The organism is Pelagibacterium sediminicola, assembly GCF_003390885.1.
Classification (GTDB): Bacteria; Pseudomonadota; Alphaproteobacteria; order Rhizobiales; family Devosiaceae; genus Pelagibacterium; species Pelagibacterium sediminicola.
This window is the reverse complement of record NZ_QMEL01000001.1, coordinates 353359-370655: the sequence shown is the minus strand read 5'-3', so window position 1 is coordinate 370655 and position 17297 is coordinate 353359. Positions and strand designations below refer to the sequence as shown.

Genomic DNA, 17297 nt, shown 5'->3' with positions numbered 1-17297 from the left:
TCCGGCCCTCATGTTCATCGATTGGCGCGCACGCCTTAGTGCAGGACCGCCAGCAGCAAAAGCGCGATGATGTTGGTGATCTTGATCATCGGGTTGACCGCGGGACCGGCGGTGTCCTTGTAGGGATCGCCGACCGTATCGCCGGTGACCGAGGCCTTGTGGGCTTCGGACCCCTTCAGGTGCACCTGACCGGTGGAATCGGTGAACCCGTCCTCAAAGCTCTTCTTGGCGTTGTCCCAGGCACCGCCCCCCGCCGTCATCGAGATGGCGACGTAAAGCCCGGTGACGATGACGCCGAGCAGCATGGCGCCCAGCGCGGCGAACGCCGCGGCCTTGCCCGCGATCAGAAGGATGACGACGAAGGCGACGATGGGCGAGAGCACCGGGAGCAGCGAAGGCACGATCATTTCCTTGATCGCGGCCTTGGTCAGCATGTCGACCGCGCGGCCATAGTCGGGCTTTTCGGTCCCTTCCATGATGCCGGGCTTTTCCTTGAACTGACGCCGCACCTCGACCACCACGGACTGGGCGGCGCGGCCCACCGCGGTCATCGACATGCCCCCGAATAGGAACGGCAACAGCCCGCCGAACAGCAGCCCCACGACGACATAGGGATCGGCGAGCGAGAAGCTCACCTGGCCCACGCCGAAGAAGAAACTGCCCTCGGCGGCGGTGGAGATGAAGTAGGACAGATCCTGGGTATAGGCGGCAAACAGCACCAGCGCGCCCAGACCCGCCGAGCCGATGGCGTAGCCCTTGGTCACCGCCTTGGTGGTGTTGCCCACCGCATCGAGCGCGTCGGTGTTCTTGCGCACCTCGTCGGGGAGCCCGGCCATTTCGGCGATGCCGCCGGCATTGTCGGTGACCGGTCCGAAGGCATCGAGCGCGACGATCATGCCGGCCAGCGCCAGCATGGTCACCACCGCCACCCCGATGCCGAACAGGCCGGCAAGGTTGTAGGTGAGGATGATGCCCGCGATGATGACCAGCGCGGGCAGCGCGGTCGATTCGAGCGAAACGGCGAGCCCCTGGATGACGTTGGTGCCGTGGCCGGTGATCGAGGCCTCGGCGATCGATTTGACCGGGCGGTAGTCGGTGCCGGTGTAATATTCGGTGATCCAGATGATCAGCCCGGTGATGACCAGACCCGCAACGCCGCAGAAATAGAGCGAGAGCGGGGTGAAGGTCGCGCCGCCGACGGCGATCTGGGTGTCGAGCCCGCCGAACACCCACCAGATGACCGGCAGGAGCACGACCAGCGAGAACACGCCCGTGGCGATGACGCCCTTATAGAGCGCGCCCATGATGTTGCCCGAGGCGCCGAGCTTGACGAAATAGGTGCCAACGATCGAGGTCAGCACGCACGCGCCGCCGATGGCGAGCGGGAGCACCATGCCGGCCCATTTGAGTTCGGGGGTCGGCAGGATGATCGCGGCCAGCACCATGGTGGCAACGATGGTCACCACATAGGTCTCGAAAAGGTCGGCGGCCATACCGGCGCAGTCGCCGACATTGTCGCCCACATTGTCGGCGATGGTTGCCGGGTTGCGCGGGTCGTCCTCGGGGATGCCCGCCTCGACCTTGCCCACCATGTCGCCGCCAACGTCGGCGCCCTTGGTGAAGATGCCGCCGCCCAGCCGGGCGAAGATCGAAATCAGCGAAGCCCCGAAGCCGAGCGCCACGAGCGCGTCGATGACCACGCGGTCGGTGGCCGCAAAGCCGATGGACATGAGAAAGCCGAAATAAAGAACGACGCCCAAAAGCCCCAGCCCGGCGACAAGAAGTCCGGTGACGGCGCCCGATTTGAAGGCGAGATCGAGCCCCCCCGCCAGCGAGGTCGTCGCGGCTTGCGCGACGCGGACGTTGGCGCGGACCGAAACGTGCATGCCGATGAACCCGGCGGCGCCCGAAAGCACCGCGCCGATCAGAAAGCCGATGGCTGCGTAAATGCCCAGCAACCACCAGGCAACGACGAGGATCACGAGACCCACGATGGCAATAGTGGTGTATTGGCGTCTGAGATAGGCGATGGCGCCTTCGCGCACCGCGCCCGAGATTTCCTGCATCCGCGTCGTGCCGGCATCGGCGGCAAGAAGCGCGCGTGTCGTCACGATGCCGTAAACGATCGACAGCACGCCGCAGACTACGATCAGCCATAAGGCCAAAGTCATGTTCATTCCCCTCAACTGTGGCCCGGACGGCGGGACGCAGTCCCCTTGTCCGCCCGATCAGCCCGTTCCCTTGTCGCCCCGGCGGGCATTGGCGCTTTTATCTCCTTTAAAAGCGCCGACCCTGATCGCCGGACGGTGACGGGGGTGAGGATAGGCGGAACAAAGTATTGAAAGCAATGGGGTTTCTTGAGAAGGGCATTTGGACAGCATTGCTGCCGCGTGCCCGGCTAATACGTTGATTTCGCGCACGTAATAAAGGTCGTAATTATTGACCTATTTATCCCCGAAACTGCTTTCGATGCGGCGACGCGCCAGATCGGCTTCCCGGAGAGACGCGGTGAGAAGAATCGTCTTGGTGCGCGCGGTGGCGCCCGCCTTGACCGAAAAGGCCGAGCGGGGGTGTCCGGCTGCTTTGGCCAGCAGGGCGATCACCGCGTCATTGGCGCGGCCGTCCCGGGGCGGGGCGGCGATGCGGATCTTGAGCGCCTGGGTGCCGTCGGCCAGCGCGGCCAGGCCCTCGATCCGGTTACGCCCCGCATTGGGGGTGACGCGCAGGACGATCAGCGCGCCGTCGCGGGCCGGGCGGAACCAGCCGGGATTTTGGGGATCAGAGGCCACCCATCACGACCTGGCGCATCAGCGGATAGAGCACGACCAGACGAATGAAATAGATGGCGAGGAACAGGATGATCGGCGAGATGTCGAGCCCGCCGAAATTGGGCACCACCGAGCGGATCGGGCGCAGCAGCGGCTCGGTGATCTGGTAGAGCGCGTTGGCGATGGTGGCCACGAACTGGTTGGACATGTTGAGGATGTTGAACGCCAGCAGCCAGCTCATGATCACCTGGCCGATGATGATGAAAATGACCACGTTGAGCACCAGGTCGATAAACTGCAAAAGCCCCAACACCATTCGGCAGATCCTTTTTTCTCGCCAGAAGCGGGGCCGGTGGCCGCGCCGGTTTTCATCCTGAGCGGCCTGCGCTCTATCGAACACAATGTGCCGGTCCAGACTTTTGTTTGCGCATCGGATTTTCCGAAAACCGCGTATACGCTTTTCGGTCCGATGCTCTAATTACGGTTTCCCCATCCCAAGGGCAAGACTGCGCGTGGTGCACAAGAAAAAAGGGCCCGCCTCCGGTTAGGGAAAGAGCGGGCCCTTGAACAAGTGATCCGGTACGCAACACACAAAGACCCGGACGCCCCCTGCATTGCACAAAGCGTGCCACATCGATCCATCCGTACATATGCCCCTTTGCCGGGCGTGAGCCCCAAGATGTTGAATCGGTGGGCGTGCAAAATGCGCAAAGCCTTGCAATTTGCGAGTCGCGCTTTTGCAAATTGCGAAAAAACCCAGGCCGCCTTGCTCAGCCTTGCGCTGGTCATTTCTCCGTTTCGCCGGTGTCGCTTTCCGCATGGATGCCGCGGCGCATCTGGTTGCGCAACACGGTGCGCTCGCGGGCGGACACGCCGATCAGTTCGGCCACGCGCCAGACCATGTTGTCCTCGAGCTCGTGATTGGTGTCGTCGGCAAAGACCACCTGCCACATCATGCGGATGATGTCGATTTTCTCGTCCCGCTCGAGCCGGGAAAGCCGCGAGGTGAACTGGTAGAAATCGACCGCCTCGCGGTCCTTGCGCCTTGCTTCTTCGATCAGCCGCGCCACCGCCCCGTCGTCGAGCCCGTAATGGTCCTTGAGCGCATGGGAGATGACCCGCACCTCCTCTGGCTTGGCGCGCCCGTCGACCGTTGCCAGATGAACCAGAAGCGCTGCCACCGCGACGCGCGGGGCGAGTGGGGCGTTGGCGGGGGCGCTTTCGGCGCCGAACAGGCGGGCAATCGCTTCAAACATGGGCTTTGCAACTCGACTTTCAAAACGCGGGCGATCCGTCTCGGGGGGCCGATCTAACCGGGCAGGCCTTTGAGGGGCAAGCGGCAGACGTTGCGGGAGACGGAGTGCGCGACGGATTTGGCCATCCTGTTGAGAACGGGCCACAGAAATTGACCCGCGATGGCCATCGCGGCTTTGCAAAAGGGCCCTGAAGGGCGTATCGGGAAGCCGCTTTCACCCACCCAACCGGGGAGCCGGGAAAAACCCATGGTGCTCTTGCTGATGTTCATTGCCGGGTCGGCCGGCTGGATGACCGCCGAAGCCGTGGCGCTCGTTGCCGGGGGCATCGGGGTTGCCGACGGCACGCTGGGCGCGATCGCGCTTTTCGTGCTGGCGGCGGGGATTTTCGGGCTGCAGACCGAGCCGGGCATGGGGCGGCAGGGCCGGGTGGGGATCGTCCTTGTCGCGTTCGGCGCCATGTCCTTTTCCATGGTGCTGATCATCACGCTGACCTCGGGGGTGCTCGGCGCCATCGCCAGCGGCGAGATCACCTATGGGGCGATGGTGTGGACCCCGTTCTACCTTCTGGCGCTGGCCTTTACGGCAGGGGGGCTGGTGGCGCTGGGGCTCCATTACCGCCAGCAGGGCGCGACGGCGCTCGCCGCCGTGCTCGGCGGTCTCGCCGCGCTCCATCTGGCCCGCGCGCTCGCCATCGACGCCTTTGCCCTGCACCGGAGCGCGGGCATCGCCACCGCGCTGGTTTTCGCCCTTATCGGTATCAGAAAACTCTCTGGACGTTAGATCAGGGCATCGATGGCCTTGGCCAGATCGATGTCCCTTTGCGTCACCCCGCCCGCATCGTGGCTCGAAAGCGCGATCTCGACGCGGTTGTAGCTGTTGGACCAGTCGGGGTGGTGGTTGGCCTTTTCAGCGGCCAGCGCCACCCGCACCATGAAGCCGAACGCCTCGGAAAACGTTTTGAACTCGAAGGTCCGGGCAATCGCCCTGCCGTCCCTTGCCGTCCAGCCGGAAAGCCCCTGAAGCGCGGTCCTGATGGCGTTCGCGTCAAGCGGCGTATTGTGTGATCGGTCGTTCATCGGTCCTCTCCCTTGCCGCGTCAATGCCATGGGCGATGGCCGTGTTCCCCGCCCGCGGGAGCAAAATTGCGGCGTCCTGATAAACCGCTCCTTTACCACGTCGCCCGAAACCCCCGCAAACTTAACCAAATTGCACAAATCGAGCGTTCAGTGTGTGTAGGTTCAGGGCCCGTGTATCGACCCGGGCTGCGCCCTCCTGCCGGGCCGGACACATCCGGCGACGGCGTGAACGTGAATTGATTTGAACACGGACCCTGGGGTCCTGCCTCCGGTCTGGTGCTTGCGGGACAATCGGTGAAAATGCCTTATACGACCAGCAAAATGTTGCCGACCCTCGACTATGTGTCGATCGTGACATCGCTCTACAAGGACCGGCGCGCGCTGGTATGGGGCACGATGTCCTCGCTTTTCGGCATGCTCGCCGCCGGGGTCAAGACCGGCTCGATGCTGCTGTTCGCGCATGCGGTCGTATTCGCGCTCATTGCGCTCTGGCGCTACATGGTGGTGAGCAGGTTCGCGCGCAATCCGGTGGCGCCCGACGACAGGCAGGGCGCCGAGGAATGGGAGCGCCGGGCGACCGTATTCGGCACGCTGGTCGCCCTTGGCTATGGCGCGTGGTGCTTTATCGCGCTGGTCTTCGTGCGCGATCCCTTTGCCGAGCTGATGTCGATTTCGGTGACCGTTGCCGCTATGATCGGCATCGTGGCGCGCAATTTCGGCATCGACCGCCTCATCACGCTGCAATCGATCGCGCTGGGGGCGCCGCTCGCGCTCGGGCTCGTCATCGATGGCAATGTCTACTACGTCATCCTGGCCTTCATGCTGATCCCGATGATGGTTTCCTACCGGTATCTGGCCGCCGATGTGCGCACCATGCTGCTCAATGCGGTGCACGGGCGGATCAACGCCTCGCGGCTGGCCGACCAGCTCGATACCGCGCTCGATACCATGAACCACGGGCTGTGCATGCTCGACGAGAACGGGGTGATCGCGCTGGTCAACAATCAGGCGCGCCAGACGCTGGCCGAGATTTCCGACGGAGCCTGGGTCGGGCGCACCATCATCGACCTGCTCGACGAGGCCATCGCGCGTCGCGCCCTGCCCCGGGCGACCGCCGAGCGCCTGCTGGCCATGGTGGGACAGAGAACCGGCGGCAAGGTCGTCCTCAAGCTCTCGGGCGATTATCATTGCGAGGTGACGGTCTCCTCACGGGCCGACCGCACCGTGCTGTTGCTCGAAAACGTCACCGCCCGCATCCAGGCCCAGGAGCGCATCAATTTCATGGCGCGCTACGATGCGCTGACCAATCTGCCCAACCGGGTCTATTTCACCGAACAGTCCGAGGCCGACCTTGGCGCGCGCCGCCGGGCCGGTTCGCGCGAGCCGGTCCTGCTCGCCATTGTCGATCTCGACGATTTCAAGCACGTCAACGATACGCTGGGGCATCTGGCGGGCGACAAGGTGCTGGTCGAAACCGCCAGCCGCATCCGCTCGGTCATGCACAAGGATAGCCAGCTCGCCCGGTTCGGAGGCGACGAGTTCATCATCTACCGTTCGACCGAGACCGATGAGGGCTCGGCCGCCGCTGAAGCATCGGCGATCCTCAAATCGCTTGGCCGCCCGTTCGAGATCGACGGCGAACGCATTGATTTGAGGGCCTCCATCGGTTTCGTGTGCGAGCCCGACGAAGGCACGAGCCTTGACGACCTCATCATGCGCGCCGACCTGGCACTTTATCGCGCCAAGGCGCGCGGCAAGGGGCAATGGCTCGCCTTCGTGCCCGAAATGGATGGCGAATTCCGCTACCGCCAGCGGCTCAAGGCCGATCTGGCCGATGCGTTGGCGGCGGGCAGGCTCACGCTCGCCTATCAGCCCATCGTCGATCTGAGGACGCGCGAGGTTGCCGGGTGCGAGGCGCTGGCACGCTGGACCCATCCCGAACTGGGCCCCATTTCCCCTGCGGTCTTTATCGGGCTGGCCGAGGAAATGGGACTGGTCTCCGACATCACCCGCTGGGTGCTGGAAACCGCGACCCTCCAATGCACCGCCTGGCCGGAGAGCGTCACCGTTTCGGTCAACGTCTCGGCGCGCGACCTGCGTTCGGACCTGCTCAACACCCAGATCGCCGGGGCGCTGGCCAGAAGCGGGCTCGCCCCCGAAAGGCTCGGGATCGAGGTGACCGAAACCGCCCTCATCGAGGAACGCGAGGACGCGGCGCGCTGCCTTGCGGCGCTGGCCGCGCACGGCATCGGCATCGCGCTCGACGATTTCGGCACGGGCTATTCCTCGCTCTCCTATCTGCACGAGATGCCGTTCACCAAGCTCAAGATCGACCGCTCGTTCATCGCCGATATCGCCACCAGCCCGCGCTCGCTGCAGTTGATGGCCAATGTGGCGCGGCTGGGCAAGGATCTCGATCTGGTCATCACCGCCGAGGGTGTCGAGACCGCCGAGCAGCTCAGGATGATCGAAAACCATACCCAGGTCGACGAGATCCAGGGCTATTACTTCGGAAAGCCCATGTCGGCGGAGGACGCCGGGGCGCTGATCGCCTCCATGGCGTCCCGCGCCACCGTTGCGCGCCTGCCCGGCAGCAGCGCCTGACCGGCCTTTTCCGTTAACCATGCTTGCCGAAAATGGCGCCCGGGGCGCCGGCCCGTGCGCGTGCGCCCTTCTCGATTGGTTAAAAATTGGTTAATGTTCCCTCCGCGCTGACAAGGGGGGCCAGTAATGCGTGATACCTCGCCCGCCCGCAGCCGCGAGGCATCCACCTCACGGTTCGCGGCTACGCTCATGGATCTGCTCGACCAGGTGGAATACCGCCGCGTGCGGCTCGAGGAGATCACCGATCCGGTGTTCCGGCTCCGCTATCAATCCTATCTGCGCGAGGGGTTCATCGATTCCAACCCGCAGGAAATCGCCGGCGACGGGTTCGACAATGCCCCCAACGCCATGGGGTTCGGGGTCTATGTCGATGGCAGGCTGGTCGCTTCCATCCGGCTTCATCACGTCACGCCCCAACAGCGGATTTCACCGAGCCGTCTCATCTATCCTGACGAACTTGACGGCTTTCTCGATGCGGGGCTGAGCTATATCGACCCCTCACGGTTCGTCACCGATCACGAAACGACCCTGAGCCTGCCCGCGCTGCCGTTCCTTACATTGAGGATCGCGGCGATGGCCTCGGAATATTTTGCCGCCGATTACTGCCTGTCCTCGGTCCGGCCCGAGCACGCCGCGTTCTACAAGCGCGTTTTCGGCTCGGTCCAGTTTGCCGGCGAGCGCTATTATCCGGGGCTGAAATTTCCCGTATGCCTTTACGCGGCAGAGGTCGCCGAGATCCGCAACCGGGTGGCCGACCGCTTCCCCTTTTTCATGTCCACCCCTGAGGAACGTGAAGCAATGTTCGGGCCGGAGGGGAATGTCGCGGACGCTTTGATCCGGCCGACCGCGCGCGCCGCGGCCATCGAGGAAAGGCGTTTTGCACCCGCCGGGTAGCATGAGGACAGACAGGACAGTGCCATGGGACCTGCACACGCCGACATCGCCCGACCGGCCATAGCGCCGGGCCCGCGCGGCTTGCCCGTTCTGGGCAACATGCTCGACATTTCCCGGGACCCGGTGGGCTATCTCGAATCCTGCGCGGCGCGATATGGCGGGGTGACGGCGCTCAAGCTCGGGGTCTATCCGGCCGTGCTGCTCAACGACCCCGATCTCATCGAGCAGGTTCTGGTCAAGGAGCACGAGAAGTTCATCAAGCATCGGGTGTTCTGGCGCCAGCTTCGGGCCCTGCTGGGCAAGGGCCTGTTCATGACCGAGCAGGAGGAATGGCAGCGCGCGCGACGTTTTGCGGCGCCCGCCTTTTCCACCCGCGCCCTGCAGGAATACGCGCCCACCCTCGTTGGGGAAGCCGAGCGATGGATAGCGGGCTGGCAGGACGGGCAGGAAATCGACATCCATCGCGAGATGCTCTCGATGGGGGTCGTGCTGGCCACACGCACGCTGCTCAATGCCGATGTCACCGACGATCTGCCCTGGGTCACCCGGAGCGTTGGCTGGGTGATGGACGAGATCACCGCCCGCTATTCGCGGCCCGTGCTGATCCCCGACCGGGTCCCCCTGCCGGGGCACGTCCGGTATTTAAGGGGCATCAAGGCGCTGGACGAACTGATCAACAGGATCATCGCCGAGCAGCGCGATGGCCGTGCCGAGCCCCGGGGGCTGATCGCGCAACTGATGAGCGCGCGGGACGAGGACGGCAAGCTCATGACCGATATCGAACTTCGCGACGCGATCTGCAATTTCCTGCTTGCCGGCTATGAGAGCACGGCGATCACCATGACCTGGGGGCTTGACCTGCTGGGCCGCAACCGCGACATCCAGGACCGGCTCGCCCGGGAAGCGCGAACGGTTCTGGGGGACCGCTCGCCCGTTCATGAGGACATGGCCAACCTTGGGCAGATGGAACGCGCGGTGATCGAGATCCTGCGTCTAAGGCCGGTTGCCTGGCTGCTGGGCCGCGAGGCGATCGTCGATACGCGGGTTGGCGATTATGACGTGCCCAAGGGCACGACGCTGCTCATCTCGCCCTGGATCACCCAGCGCGATTCCCGATATTTCGATGACCCGCTGGCCTTCCGGCCCGAGCGGTGGGCGGGCGATCTGCGGCGCACCCTGCCGCGCTTTGCCTATTTCCCGTTCGGCGGCGGTCCCAGAATCTGTATCGGCAATCGCTTTGCGATGATGGAGTTGATGCAGCTCTTGTCGGTGGTGTTGCGGCGCTTCGATGTCGAGCGGATGACCGAGCGCGAGGCGATCCCCATTCCCTCGATCGCCATGCGGCCAAAGGGCGGATTGTGGCTGCGGCTGCATGCCCGGCGCTAGGCGTGGCGGGTGAGAAAAGGTTCAGGCATGGCAGACCGGGCGATGGCGGCGCTCGATGCAAACCGGTGCAGCAATGCGTCGAAGCTGTGGGGCGCGCCAAGGAAGGGGGCGTGACCGGAATGGGGAACGATATGGATACGGCCTTCCCAGAGATTGGCGTAGTGAAGGCCCTCAAGATAGCCGAGCCGGATCGCCGGGTCGTGCGCGCCATGGAAGATGGCGAGCGGAACGGGGCTAGTCCGAACGGTCTTTCTGGGGTCGGCGCCCTCGCCCCGCACGATCGAGCGCATCAGGCGCGGGCGGGCCTCAGGGTCGGTGGCAAGGATCATGGCGATATGGTGCTGTCCGGCATCCTCGCCATAAAACATGCGGGCCAGCCGCGCTGCCTCGTTATAGGAGAGCTTTTGCTTGCCGGCGAGAAGGCTCGTGGGGTTGAGGTGGAAGGCGCGCAGCGTCCCAAGCGTGCCCGGGGCGAAGGGCGGGGCTCCCGAAATGGCGGCGCCCGCGAAAAGCGCGGGGAAGCGCGCCATCATCTCAAGAACGATATGCCCGCCCAGCGACCAGCCGTAAACAACGGCGCGTTCGATCCCCAGATGGGGGAACAGTCCGGCCAGCATCTGGGCCGTATTGGGGAGGGTATAGGCCATATCGGGCCGGGTGGAACGGTCCGAGCGTCCATGGCCGGGCAGGTCGATGGCGATGATGCGGAAATGGTCGGCGAGCGGGCCTTCGAACTGGCTCGAAAACACCGCGCCCGAGGCGCCCGCCCCGTGCAGCATCACCAGCGGGCGGCCCGGGCCACCCGTATCGGTCACGGCGATGGCGCCATCCCTTGTCAAAATGGAAAAACGGGAAACCGGCAAGCGCGCCATCCTTTTTATTGGAGCGGCGCGAGCGTATCGGTCCGGCGTATATAGGGGGTTTCGGGAAATGGTTAAAATGTCCGTAAACCTGGTTACGAGGAACCATCGGGATGGATAGCGTCATCGTCGTGACGGCCCTTGCGACCCTTGCGGCCTATGTCTGGTCGCTCAAGCGCCATTTTGTTGCCGGGGACATGTCGGGCGGGGCGCGGGTGGTCTCGGCGGGGGTTGCGATCACCGCCGTCCTCTATCTTTTCCTGACGCTTTGGGGCGAGCAGCCGCTATGGGCGCAGGCTGTCGGCCTTGCCTTGCAGCTTGCGGCGGGGGCGCTGTTTTTCTGGGCGATCGCCGCCTCGCGCGAGGCACGGCTCGATTTCGCCTTTACGCCCGAAAAGCCGCACGGGCTGGTCGAGACCGGACCCTACCGCCACATCCGCCACCCCTTTTATACGTCCTATATCGTCTTCTGGACGGGCTGGGCGCTGGCCACCTGGTCGGCCTATGCGCTTTTGGCGCTGATCGTCCTTATTGCGCTCTACGTCGTTGCGGCGCGGGCGGAAGAGGAAAAATTCAGCCAGACCCCGCTGGCTCCTGCCTACGCCGCCTACAAGCGCCGCACGGGCTTCTTCTGGCCCAGGCTGGGCCGGGAATGATCGGGGGGAAGGACAAATGGTGCCGGTCGGTTTGTCCTACGGCATTTTTGAGAACGGCGGTATGGAGCGGAAAGCCCGTGTCTTCGCGCTCGACCTGCCACACAGTTACGCCTGCTATGTGCGGGCCTATCCGGCAGCGGTGTCGCAGGCTTTGGCGTGCGGATGATGCCATAGGGTTCGCTTGACCGGTTCCACCGTGGTTCCGGGAAACCGCGCAAAGAGAAAGCGCCCTGCGGCGCTTCTTTTATCCCATTAATTTAATTGGGATTTTTGGAGCGGGCGATGAGATTCGAACTCACGACCCTAACCTTGGCAAGGTTATGCTCTACCCCTGAGCTACGCCCGCGCTCCAGTTCGTCCACCCCTTGGCAGCATGGCGAACGGCGCCTATATGCCCAACCACATCGATAAATGCAACCGATAAATTCGCTATGCTTAACCTTGGGCCGGTGACCGCCTTTGCACCCTTGCACCCCTTGGTGTAAGGCTCACCGGCACGACAACGCAAGCAAACAGCCTTTCCTTGAGAACAGGACAGACCGAGCAAATGGACCTGCGAGCCGCACAGACCGCCACGCCCGCCAATGATCTCATCCGGGATTCCGATACCGCACGCTTTCAGGCCGACGTGCTCGAAGCCTCGATGCAGCGTCCGGTGCTGGTCGATTTCTGGGCCCCCTGGTGCGGACCGTGCCGTCAACTCACCCCCACCCTTGAAAAAATCGTCGCCGCCAATGGCGGCAAGATCGCGCTGGTCAAGATCAACGTCGATGAGAACCAGGCGCTGGCCGGGCAGATGGGTGTGCAGTCGATCCCGGCGGTGTTCGCCTTTCTGGGCGGGCGGCCCGTCGATGCCTTCATGGGCGCCCAGCCCGAATCGGAGGTTGCCCGTTTCGCCGCCAAGCTGATCGAGGCCGCCGCCCAGGCCGGCATCGGGGGGCCGAGCGACAACGAGTCACAGATCGCCCAGGCCATCCAAGCCGCCGACAACGCGCTGGCCGAACAAGATTTCGAGCGCGCCTACCAGATTTACTCCGCCATCTTGCGTCAGGCACCCGACAATATCGAAGCGATCGCCGGCGTCGCCGGCGTCCAGTTCGAGACCGGCGACATCGACGACGCCGAACAAACGCTCGGCATGCTCCCCGAGGACGCCGCCAGCCCCGCGATCGATGGGCTGAGAAAATCGATCGCGCTGGCCCGCGAGGCGGCCAGCCTTGGCGATCCGGCCGCGCTTTCGGCCCGGCTCCAGACCGCACCCGACGATCATCAGGCCCGGTTCGACCTCGCCATGATCCTCAACGCCCGGGGCGAAAAGCTCGAAGCCGCCCAGGCCCTGATCGAAATCATGGGCCGGGACCGCGAATGGTCCGAGGACGGGGCGCGCAGAAAACTGCTCGAGCTGTTCGAGGCCTGGGGCCCCAAGGACCCCGCGACCCTCAAGGGGCGACGGCTTTTGTCGTCGCTCCTGTTTCGATAGGAAAGGAGCTGGCCATGCGCCGCCCGGCCTCCATCACCGATCTGCCGGACATGCTGGCCCTCTTCCCGCTCTCGCGGGCGCTTTTGCTGCCCCAGACCCATCGCCCGCTCAATATCTTCGAGCCGCGTTTTGTCGAGCTGGTGGACGACGCGCTGGCCGGCAATCGCCTCATCGGGCTGATCCAGCCGCGCGATACCGACGAGGAAGCCCCGCGCGGCGCAGTGCCGCTCGCGCCCGTGGGCTGCATCGGGCGGCTGGTCCATTTCGAGGAGCAGGAGGAAAACCGCTACCTGATCATCCTCGAGGGGGTATGCCGCTTCGAGCCGGTCGAGGAACTGGCCGTTGCCACCCCTTACCGGCAGGCCCGGATTTCAACGCAAAAATACGCCGCCGATTTCACCCCCGATCTGGGGGCGGAAACGGTCGATCGCGCGCGGCTGGTGAACGTCTTGCGCGACTACGCCGATTTCGCCCAGATCGAGGTCGATTGGGAGGAGGTCGAGGAGACCGGCACCGGCGATCTCGTCAATCTGGCCGCCATGCTCAGCCCTTATGGCGCGCGCGAAAAGCAGGCGTTGCTGGAAGCGGCGACCCTCAATGAGCGCGCCGAGACCCTCATCGCGCTGGCCGAAATGGAAATGGCCCGCGCCCGGACCGGCGCCGTCCTGCAATGACCACGAGCAACCCGCGCTACCGGCTCGACCCAAAAACCCTCGAAATGCTGGTTTGTCCGGTTTCCAAGACGCGCCTGTCGCTCTCGTCCGACGGAACCGAGCTCATCTCGCTCGTCGCGCGCTACGCCTTCCCCATCAGAAAGGGCGTACCGCTGCTCGTCATCGATGCCGCGCGCAAGATCGATGAGGACGAAGCCGAACGCCTGCGCCATCGTCCCGAAACACCCTTGGGCTGAACGCACCCCTCAGAGCGGAATACCCCTCAAGAGCCGGGCGCCGCCACGCCCCGCAGCGTGATCGATGATCGCCGATTTCAACGGCCCGGCCCGCTCGACCAGCGACAGCCCGAAATCGCGCAGGGCGCGGATCGGCGCCTGATCGTTGGAAAAAAGCCGGTTGAGCCCGTCGGTCGCCGCCGCCATCAGCCCGGTATCGAACGCGCGCGCACGCTCGTAGCGCGCCAGAACGTCGGGCGCGCCGTGGTCGAGCCCGAGCCGCATCGCATCGAGAACGGCTTCGGCCAGGACCGCCACGTCCTTCAATCCCAGATTGAGCCCCTGCCCGGCCAGCGGATGCACCACATGGGCGGCGTCCCCCACCAGCGCCAGCCTTGGAGCGATGAACCGGCGCGCGATCGAAAGCCGCAAGGGGAAGGACTGGACGATATCGACAATCTCCACCCGTCCAAGGCTTGCCCCCATCACCGCCTCGATGACCGGGGCGAGATCGGCGGGCGCCATCTTTACGTAGGCCGCCGCCTTTTCGGCCTCTTCGGCCCAGACCAGCGAGGAAAAATTGCCCTTGAGCGGCAGCGAGGCGAAAGGTCCGGCGGGGCGGAAATGCTCGAAGGCCGTGTCTTCATGGGGTTCGGAATGGGCGATATTGGTGACGATCCCCGCCTGCCGGTAATCATGGGCAAACACGCCGATACCGGTAAGCTTGCGCAGCCCCGATTGCCCGCCATCGGCGGCAACGACGAGCGGGGCGGCATAGGCGCGCCCGTCCTCAAGCGTTATCTCGGCCAGACGTCCCGCACCTGAAAACCCCGTGACAACCCCGGGCTCGACGATATCGATGTCCCCGGCGGCGGCGATCAGCACGGGGGCGCTTGCAGCATTGGGCACCATATGGGCGATCGGGGCCCCCGCTTCACTCTCCTCCCCGAAGGTCAGAAACACCGGCCGGGCGATATCGCCGCCCCCCGAATCGGTAATCTTCATAGCCATGACCGGATTGGCCTTATCCGCCATGCCGTCCCAGACCCCCATTGTCGCAAACATGCGCTGAACGCCGCTGGCAATCGCCGAAGCGCGGGCGTCCCTGGGCACGCTCATCGGGCGCCGGTCGACCAGCGCAACCCTGATCCCCGGCGCGAACCGGGTGAGCGCGACCCCGAGCGAAAGCCCCACCGGTCCCCCCCCGACAACGATCACATCATGGGTATGCGCCGCCATTTTCCGTCTCCGTCACGCGTCTGGTCGTCAACCTTCCCACCCCGATGGCGCTGGAACAAGCCCCCGCTTTGCCGCATCACCTCCGAACGCAGCCGCATGCGAATTTATTGAGCATTTCCGCGCCAAACCTGCATTCGTTGCCCTCTTTTTAGGCATCAATGACCATGCTTGCCACCGGCCAAGCGCGGTATCGGCAGAATTATCCTTTCGGTTTCAGGCATTTAAAGGGCGGGTTTCCGTTTGGCACGGCGCTTGAGTCGGTAAACCGGCATCAGGTGTGCAATCGGAAAGGAGCACCCATGAAACTGCTTGTCGCAATCATCAAGCCATCCCGGCTCGAAGAGGTCCGCCAGGCGCTCAACTCGCTCGACGTGCACGGCATGACCGTCACGGAAGTCAAGGGATACGGGCGCCAGAAGGGCCACGCCGAAATCTATCGGGGAACCGAATACGCCGTCCATTTCCTGCCCAAGCTCAAAATCGAGATCGCCCTCGACGCCGCCCGGGCCGATGCGGTCGCCGGCGCCGTCGTGGAGGCGGCCCGCACGGGCCGCATCGGGGACGGCAAGATTTTTCTCCTCGATCTCGAACACGCCATCCGCATCCGCACCGGCGAGACCGGGACCGAGGCCCTCTAGGCGCGGCGCATAAACAGGAGAAAACCAATGACTGCGTTCCCAATTTTCAAACCCCTCGTCTTCGCGGCGCTGGCGAGCCTGTCCGCCGCGCTCCCCGCGCTGGGTCAGGACGGGGCAATAGCGGGAGAGACCGCCATCCCCGAGGTGCCCATTGCCGTCAAATACATCCTCGACAGTTTTATCATGGTGCTGGGCGGCATTCTGGTCATGTGGATGGCGGCCGGTTTCGCCATGCTCGAATCGGGGCTGGTGCGCTCCAAGAACGTCTCGATGCAACTCTTGAAGAACGTCGCCATGTATGGGCTGGTCTCGATCGTCTATTACCTCATCGGCTACAAGATGATGTATCCGGGCGATCAGTGGCTGGTGCCGGGGCTGCTCGGCGGCTTTGGCATTGCCGTACTCGAGCCCGTGGGGCTGGCCGCCAGTGAGGCCGATCTTTCCTATGCAACGGTTTCCTCGGACTTTTTCTTCCAGGTGATGTTCTGCGCGACCGCCGCCTCGATCGTTTCGGGGACCGTGGCCGAGCGCATAAGACTGTCTCCCTTCCTTGTCTTTGTCTTTATCCTTACCGGACTCATCTACCCCATCCAGGCCGCCTGGCACTGGGGTGGGGGATTTTTGTCCTCGGCATGGGGTTTTTCCGACTTTGCCGGCTCGACCACCGTCCATTCCGTGGGCGGCTGGGCGGCGCTGGCCGGGGCACTGGTGCTTGGCGCGCGCAATGGAAAGTACAACCCCGATGGCACCGTCAACGCCATACCCGGTTCGAACATGCCGCTGGCGACCCTGGGCATGTTCATCCTGTGGATGGGCTGGTTCGGGTTCAACGGCGCCTCCCAGCTCGCCATCGGCTCGGTGGGCGACATCGCCGATGTGGGACGGGTGATGGCCAACACCAACGCCGCCGCCGCCGGAGGGGCGATCACGGCGCTGATCCTTACCATGCTCGTTTATGGCAAGACCGATCTGACCTTCGTCCTCAACGGGGCGCTGGCGGGGCTGGTTTCGATCACCGCCGAACCCCTTTACCCCGGCCTTGGCACCGCATCGCTCATCGGCGCGGTGGGGGGCGTCATCGTCGTCTTTACCGTGCCGCTTCTCGACAGGCTCAGGATCGATGACGTGGTGGGCGCGATCCCCGTCCACCTTTTTGCCGGCATCTGGGGCACGATCGTCGTGGTATTGACCAATCCGGACGCTACGATCGGCGCCCAGATCGGCGGGATCGCCATCGTGGGGCTCTTTACCTTCAGCGTCAGCGCCGCCATCTGGTTCGCGCTCAAGCTCACGATGGGCCTCAGGCCCTCGGCGGACGACGAGGCGCTCGGGCTCGACAAGGCCGAGATCGGCGTCGAGGCCTATCCCGAATTCTAAGCCGGGAGGGCCCAAGGGCTGAATTGCCGGTTTGTCGTTCAGCCCGGGTGACGACGAGGGAAGAAGGGGGTGCGATGGCGACCGTACCCCCTTTTTCCATTATCGCGATTTTCCCTTTCGGCGCTAAGCGGGGGTTAACCATAGGCCGCTAGGCTCGGGCCCAAAGTATTGCGT

18 protein-coding genes and 1 tRNA gene are annotated in these 17297 nt (G+C 64.2%); 11 read left to right on the top strand and 8 right to left on the bottom strand.

The features are described from left to right. Positions 1-35: 35 nt before the first annotated feature. The 4 genes from DQG18_RS01750 to DQG18_RS01735 all read right to left on the bottom strand — a co-directional run bounded on the left by DQG18_RS01750 (position 36) and on the right by DQG18_RS01735 (position 4024). Positions 36-2171, bottom strand: a complete 2136-nt coding sequence (locus tag DQG18_RS01750) for a sodium-translocating pyrophosphatase (protein ID WP_116652787.1) — start codon at positions 2169-2171, stop codon at positions 36-38. Between the two features lie 273 nt (positions 2172-2444). Beyond that, entirely contained in the window at positions 2445-2789 is a 345-nt protein-coding gene (locus tag DQG18_RS01745; RefSeq protein WP_116652492.1) for a DUF167 domain-containing protein, read from the bottom strand. Further along, on the bottom strand, positions 2779-3084 hold the full coding sequence (locus tag DQG18_RS01740; RefSeq protein ID WP_425454203.1) for a YggT family protein: 306 nt from the start codon (positions 3082-3084) through the stop codon (positions 2779-2781). Before DQG18_RS01740 ends, DQG18_RS01745 begins: the two co-directional genes overlap by 11 nt. A 469-nt stretch (positions 3085-3553) precedes the next feature. After that, on the bottom strand, positions 3554-4024 hold the full coding sequence (locus DQG18_RS01735) for a tellurite resistance TerB family protein (protein WP_116652491.1): 471 nt from the start codon (positions 4022-4024) through the stop codon (positions 3554-3556). A 246-nt stretch (positions 4025-4270) separates the two neighbouring features. On the opposite strand from DQG18_RS01735, the gene DQG18_RS01730 reads away from it, so the two are divergent. Further along, entirely contained in the window at positions 4271-4804 is a 534-nt protein-coding gene (locus tag DQG18_RS01730) for a hypothetical protein (protein WP_116652490.1), read from the top strand. Here DQG18_RS01730 and DQG18_RS01725 read toward each other — a convergent pair. Beyond that, positions 4801-5100, bottom strand: a complete 300-nt coding sequence (locus DQG18_RS01725) for a 4a-hydroxytetrahydrobiopterin dehydratase (protein WP_116652489.1) — start codon at positions 5098-5100, stop codon at positions 4801-4803. The two genes, DQG18_RS01730 and DQG18_RS01725, sit on opposite strands and share 4 nt — an antisense overlap. 321 nt (positions 5101-5421) lie before the next feature. On the opposite strand from DQG18_RS01725, the gene DQG18_RS01720 reads away from it, so the two are divergent. The 3 genes from DQG18_RS01720 to DQG18_RS01710 all read left to right on the top strand — a co-directional run bounded on the left by DQG18_RS01720 (position 5422) and on the right by DQG18_RS01710 (position 9984). Next, complete coding sequence (locus DQG18_RS01720) at positions 5422-7704, top strand: putative bifunctional diguanylate cyclase/phosphodiesterase (RefSeq protein ID WP_198669625.1); 2283 nt, start codon at positions 5422-5424, stop codon at positions 7702-7704. Between the two features lie 126 nt (positions 7705-7830). Beyond that, entirely contained in the window at positions 7831-8598 is a 768-nt protein-coding gene (locus tag DQG18_RS01715; RefSeq protein ID WP_116652487.1) for an N-acyl amino acid synthase FeeM domain-containing protein, read from the top strand. Between the two features lie 24 nt (positions 8599-8622). Beyond that, the gene (locus DQG18_RS01710) at positions 8623-9984 is read left to right on the top strand and encodes a cytochrome P450 (RefSeq protein WP_116652486.1); all 1362 of its coding nucleotides are present in this window, start codon (positions 8623-8625) and stop codon (positions 9982-9984) included. On the opposite strand, the gene DQG18_RS01705 is transcribed toward DQG18_RS01710, so the two are convergent. Next, positions 9981-10847: an alpha/beta fold hydrolase gene (locus tag DQG18_RS01705; protein ID WP_157969957.1), complete on the bottom strand. Its 867-nt coding sequence runs from the start codon at positions 10845-10847 to the stop codon at positions 9981-9983. The genes DQG18_RS01710 and DQG18_RS01705 overlap by 4 nt on opposite strands. A gap of 110 nt (positions 10848-10957) precedes the next feature. On the opposite strand from DQG18_RS01705, the gene DQG18_RS01700 reads away from it, so the two are divergent. Further along, complete coding sequence (locus DQG18_RS01700) at positions 10958-11500, top strand: methyltransferase family protein (protein WP_116652484.1); 543 nt, start codon at positions 10958-10960, stop codon at positions 11498-11500. Between the two features lie 16 nt (positions 11501-11516). Then, positions 11517-11666 carry a hypothetical protein gene (locus DQG18_RS15940; RefSeq protein WP_157969956.1) on the top strand — a complete coding sequence of 50 codons (150 nt, stop codon included), beginning with the start codon at positions 11517-11519 and terminating at the stop codon, positions 11664-11666. Between the two features lie 105 nt (positions 11667-11771). Here DQG18_RS15940 and DQG18_RS01695 read toward each other — a convergent pair. Then, a tRNA-Gly gene (locus DQG18_RS01695) sits at positions 11772-11846 on the bottom strand. A gap of 201 nt (positions 11847-12047) precedes the next feature. Between DQG18_RS01695 and DQG18_RS01690 the strand changes: the two genes are divergently transcribed. The 3 genes from DQG18_RS01690 to DQG18_RS01680 are packed head-to-tail and all read left to right on the top strand — an operon-like array spanning position 12048 to position 13890. After that, positions 12048-12980 carry a thioredoxin family protein gene (locus DQG18_RS01690; protein ID WP_116652483.1) on the top strand — a complete coding sequence of 311 codons (933 nt, stop codon included), beginning with the start codon at positions 12048-12050 and terminating at the stop codon, positions 12978-12980. A 14-nt stretch (positions 12981-12994) separates the two neighbouring features. Beyond that, complete coding sequence (locus DQG18_RS01685) at positions 12995-13654, top strand: LON peptidase substrate-binding domain-containing protein (RefSeq protein ID WP_198669624.1); 660 nt, start codon at positions 12995-12997, stop codon at positions 13652-13654. Beyond that, complete coding sequence (locus DQG18_RS01680) at positions 13651-13890, top strand: Trm112 family protein (protein ID WP_116652482.1); 240 nt, start codon at positions 13651-13653, stop codon at positions 13888-13890. The genes DQG18_RS01685 and DQG18_RS01680 overlap by 4 nt, the downstream gene beginning before the upstream one ends. A gap of 9 nt (positions 13891-13899) precedes the next feature. On the opposite strand, the gene DQG18_RS01675 is transcribed toward DQG18_RS01680, so the two are convergent. Next, positions 13900-15108 carry an FAD-dependent monooxygenase gene (locus DQG18_RS01675; protein WP_116652481.1) on the bottom strand — a complete coding sequence of 403 codons (1209 nt, stop codon included), beginning with the start codon at positions 15106-15108 and terminating at the stop codon, positions 13900-13902. Positions 15109-15407: 299 nt separating this feature from the next. Between DQG18_RS01675 and DQG18_RS01670 the strand changes: the two genes are divergently transcribed. Both DQG18_RS01670 and DQG18_RS01665 read left to right on the top strand, forming a co-directional pair. Continuing rightward, positions 15408-15746, top strand: a complete 339-nt coding sequence (locus tag DQG18_RS01670) for a P-II family nitrogen regulator (RefSeq protein ID WP_116652784.1) — start codon at positions 15408-15410, stop codon at positions 15744-15746. A gap of 27 nt (positions 15747-15773) precedes the next feature. Then, positions 15774-17123: an ammonium transporter family protein gene (locus DQG18_RS01665; protein ID WP_116652480.1), complete on the top strand. Its 1350-nt coding sequence runs from the start codon at positions 15774-15776 to the stop codon at positions 17121-17123. The last annotated feature ends 174 nt before the right edge of the window (positions 17124-17297 follow it).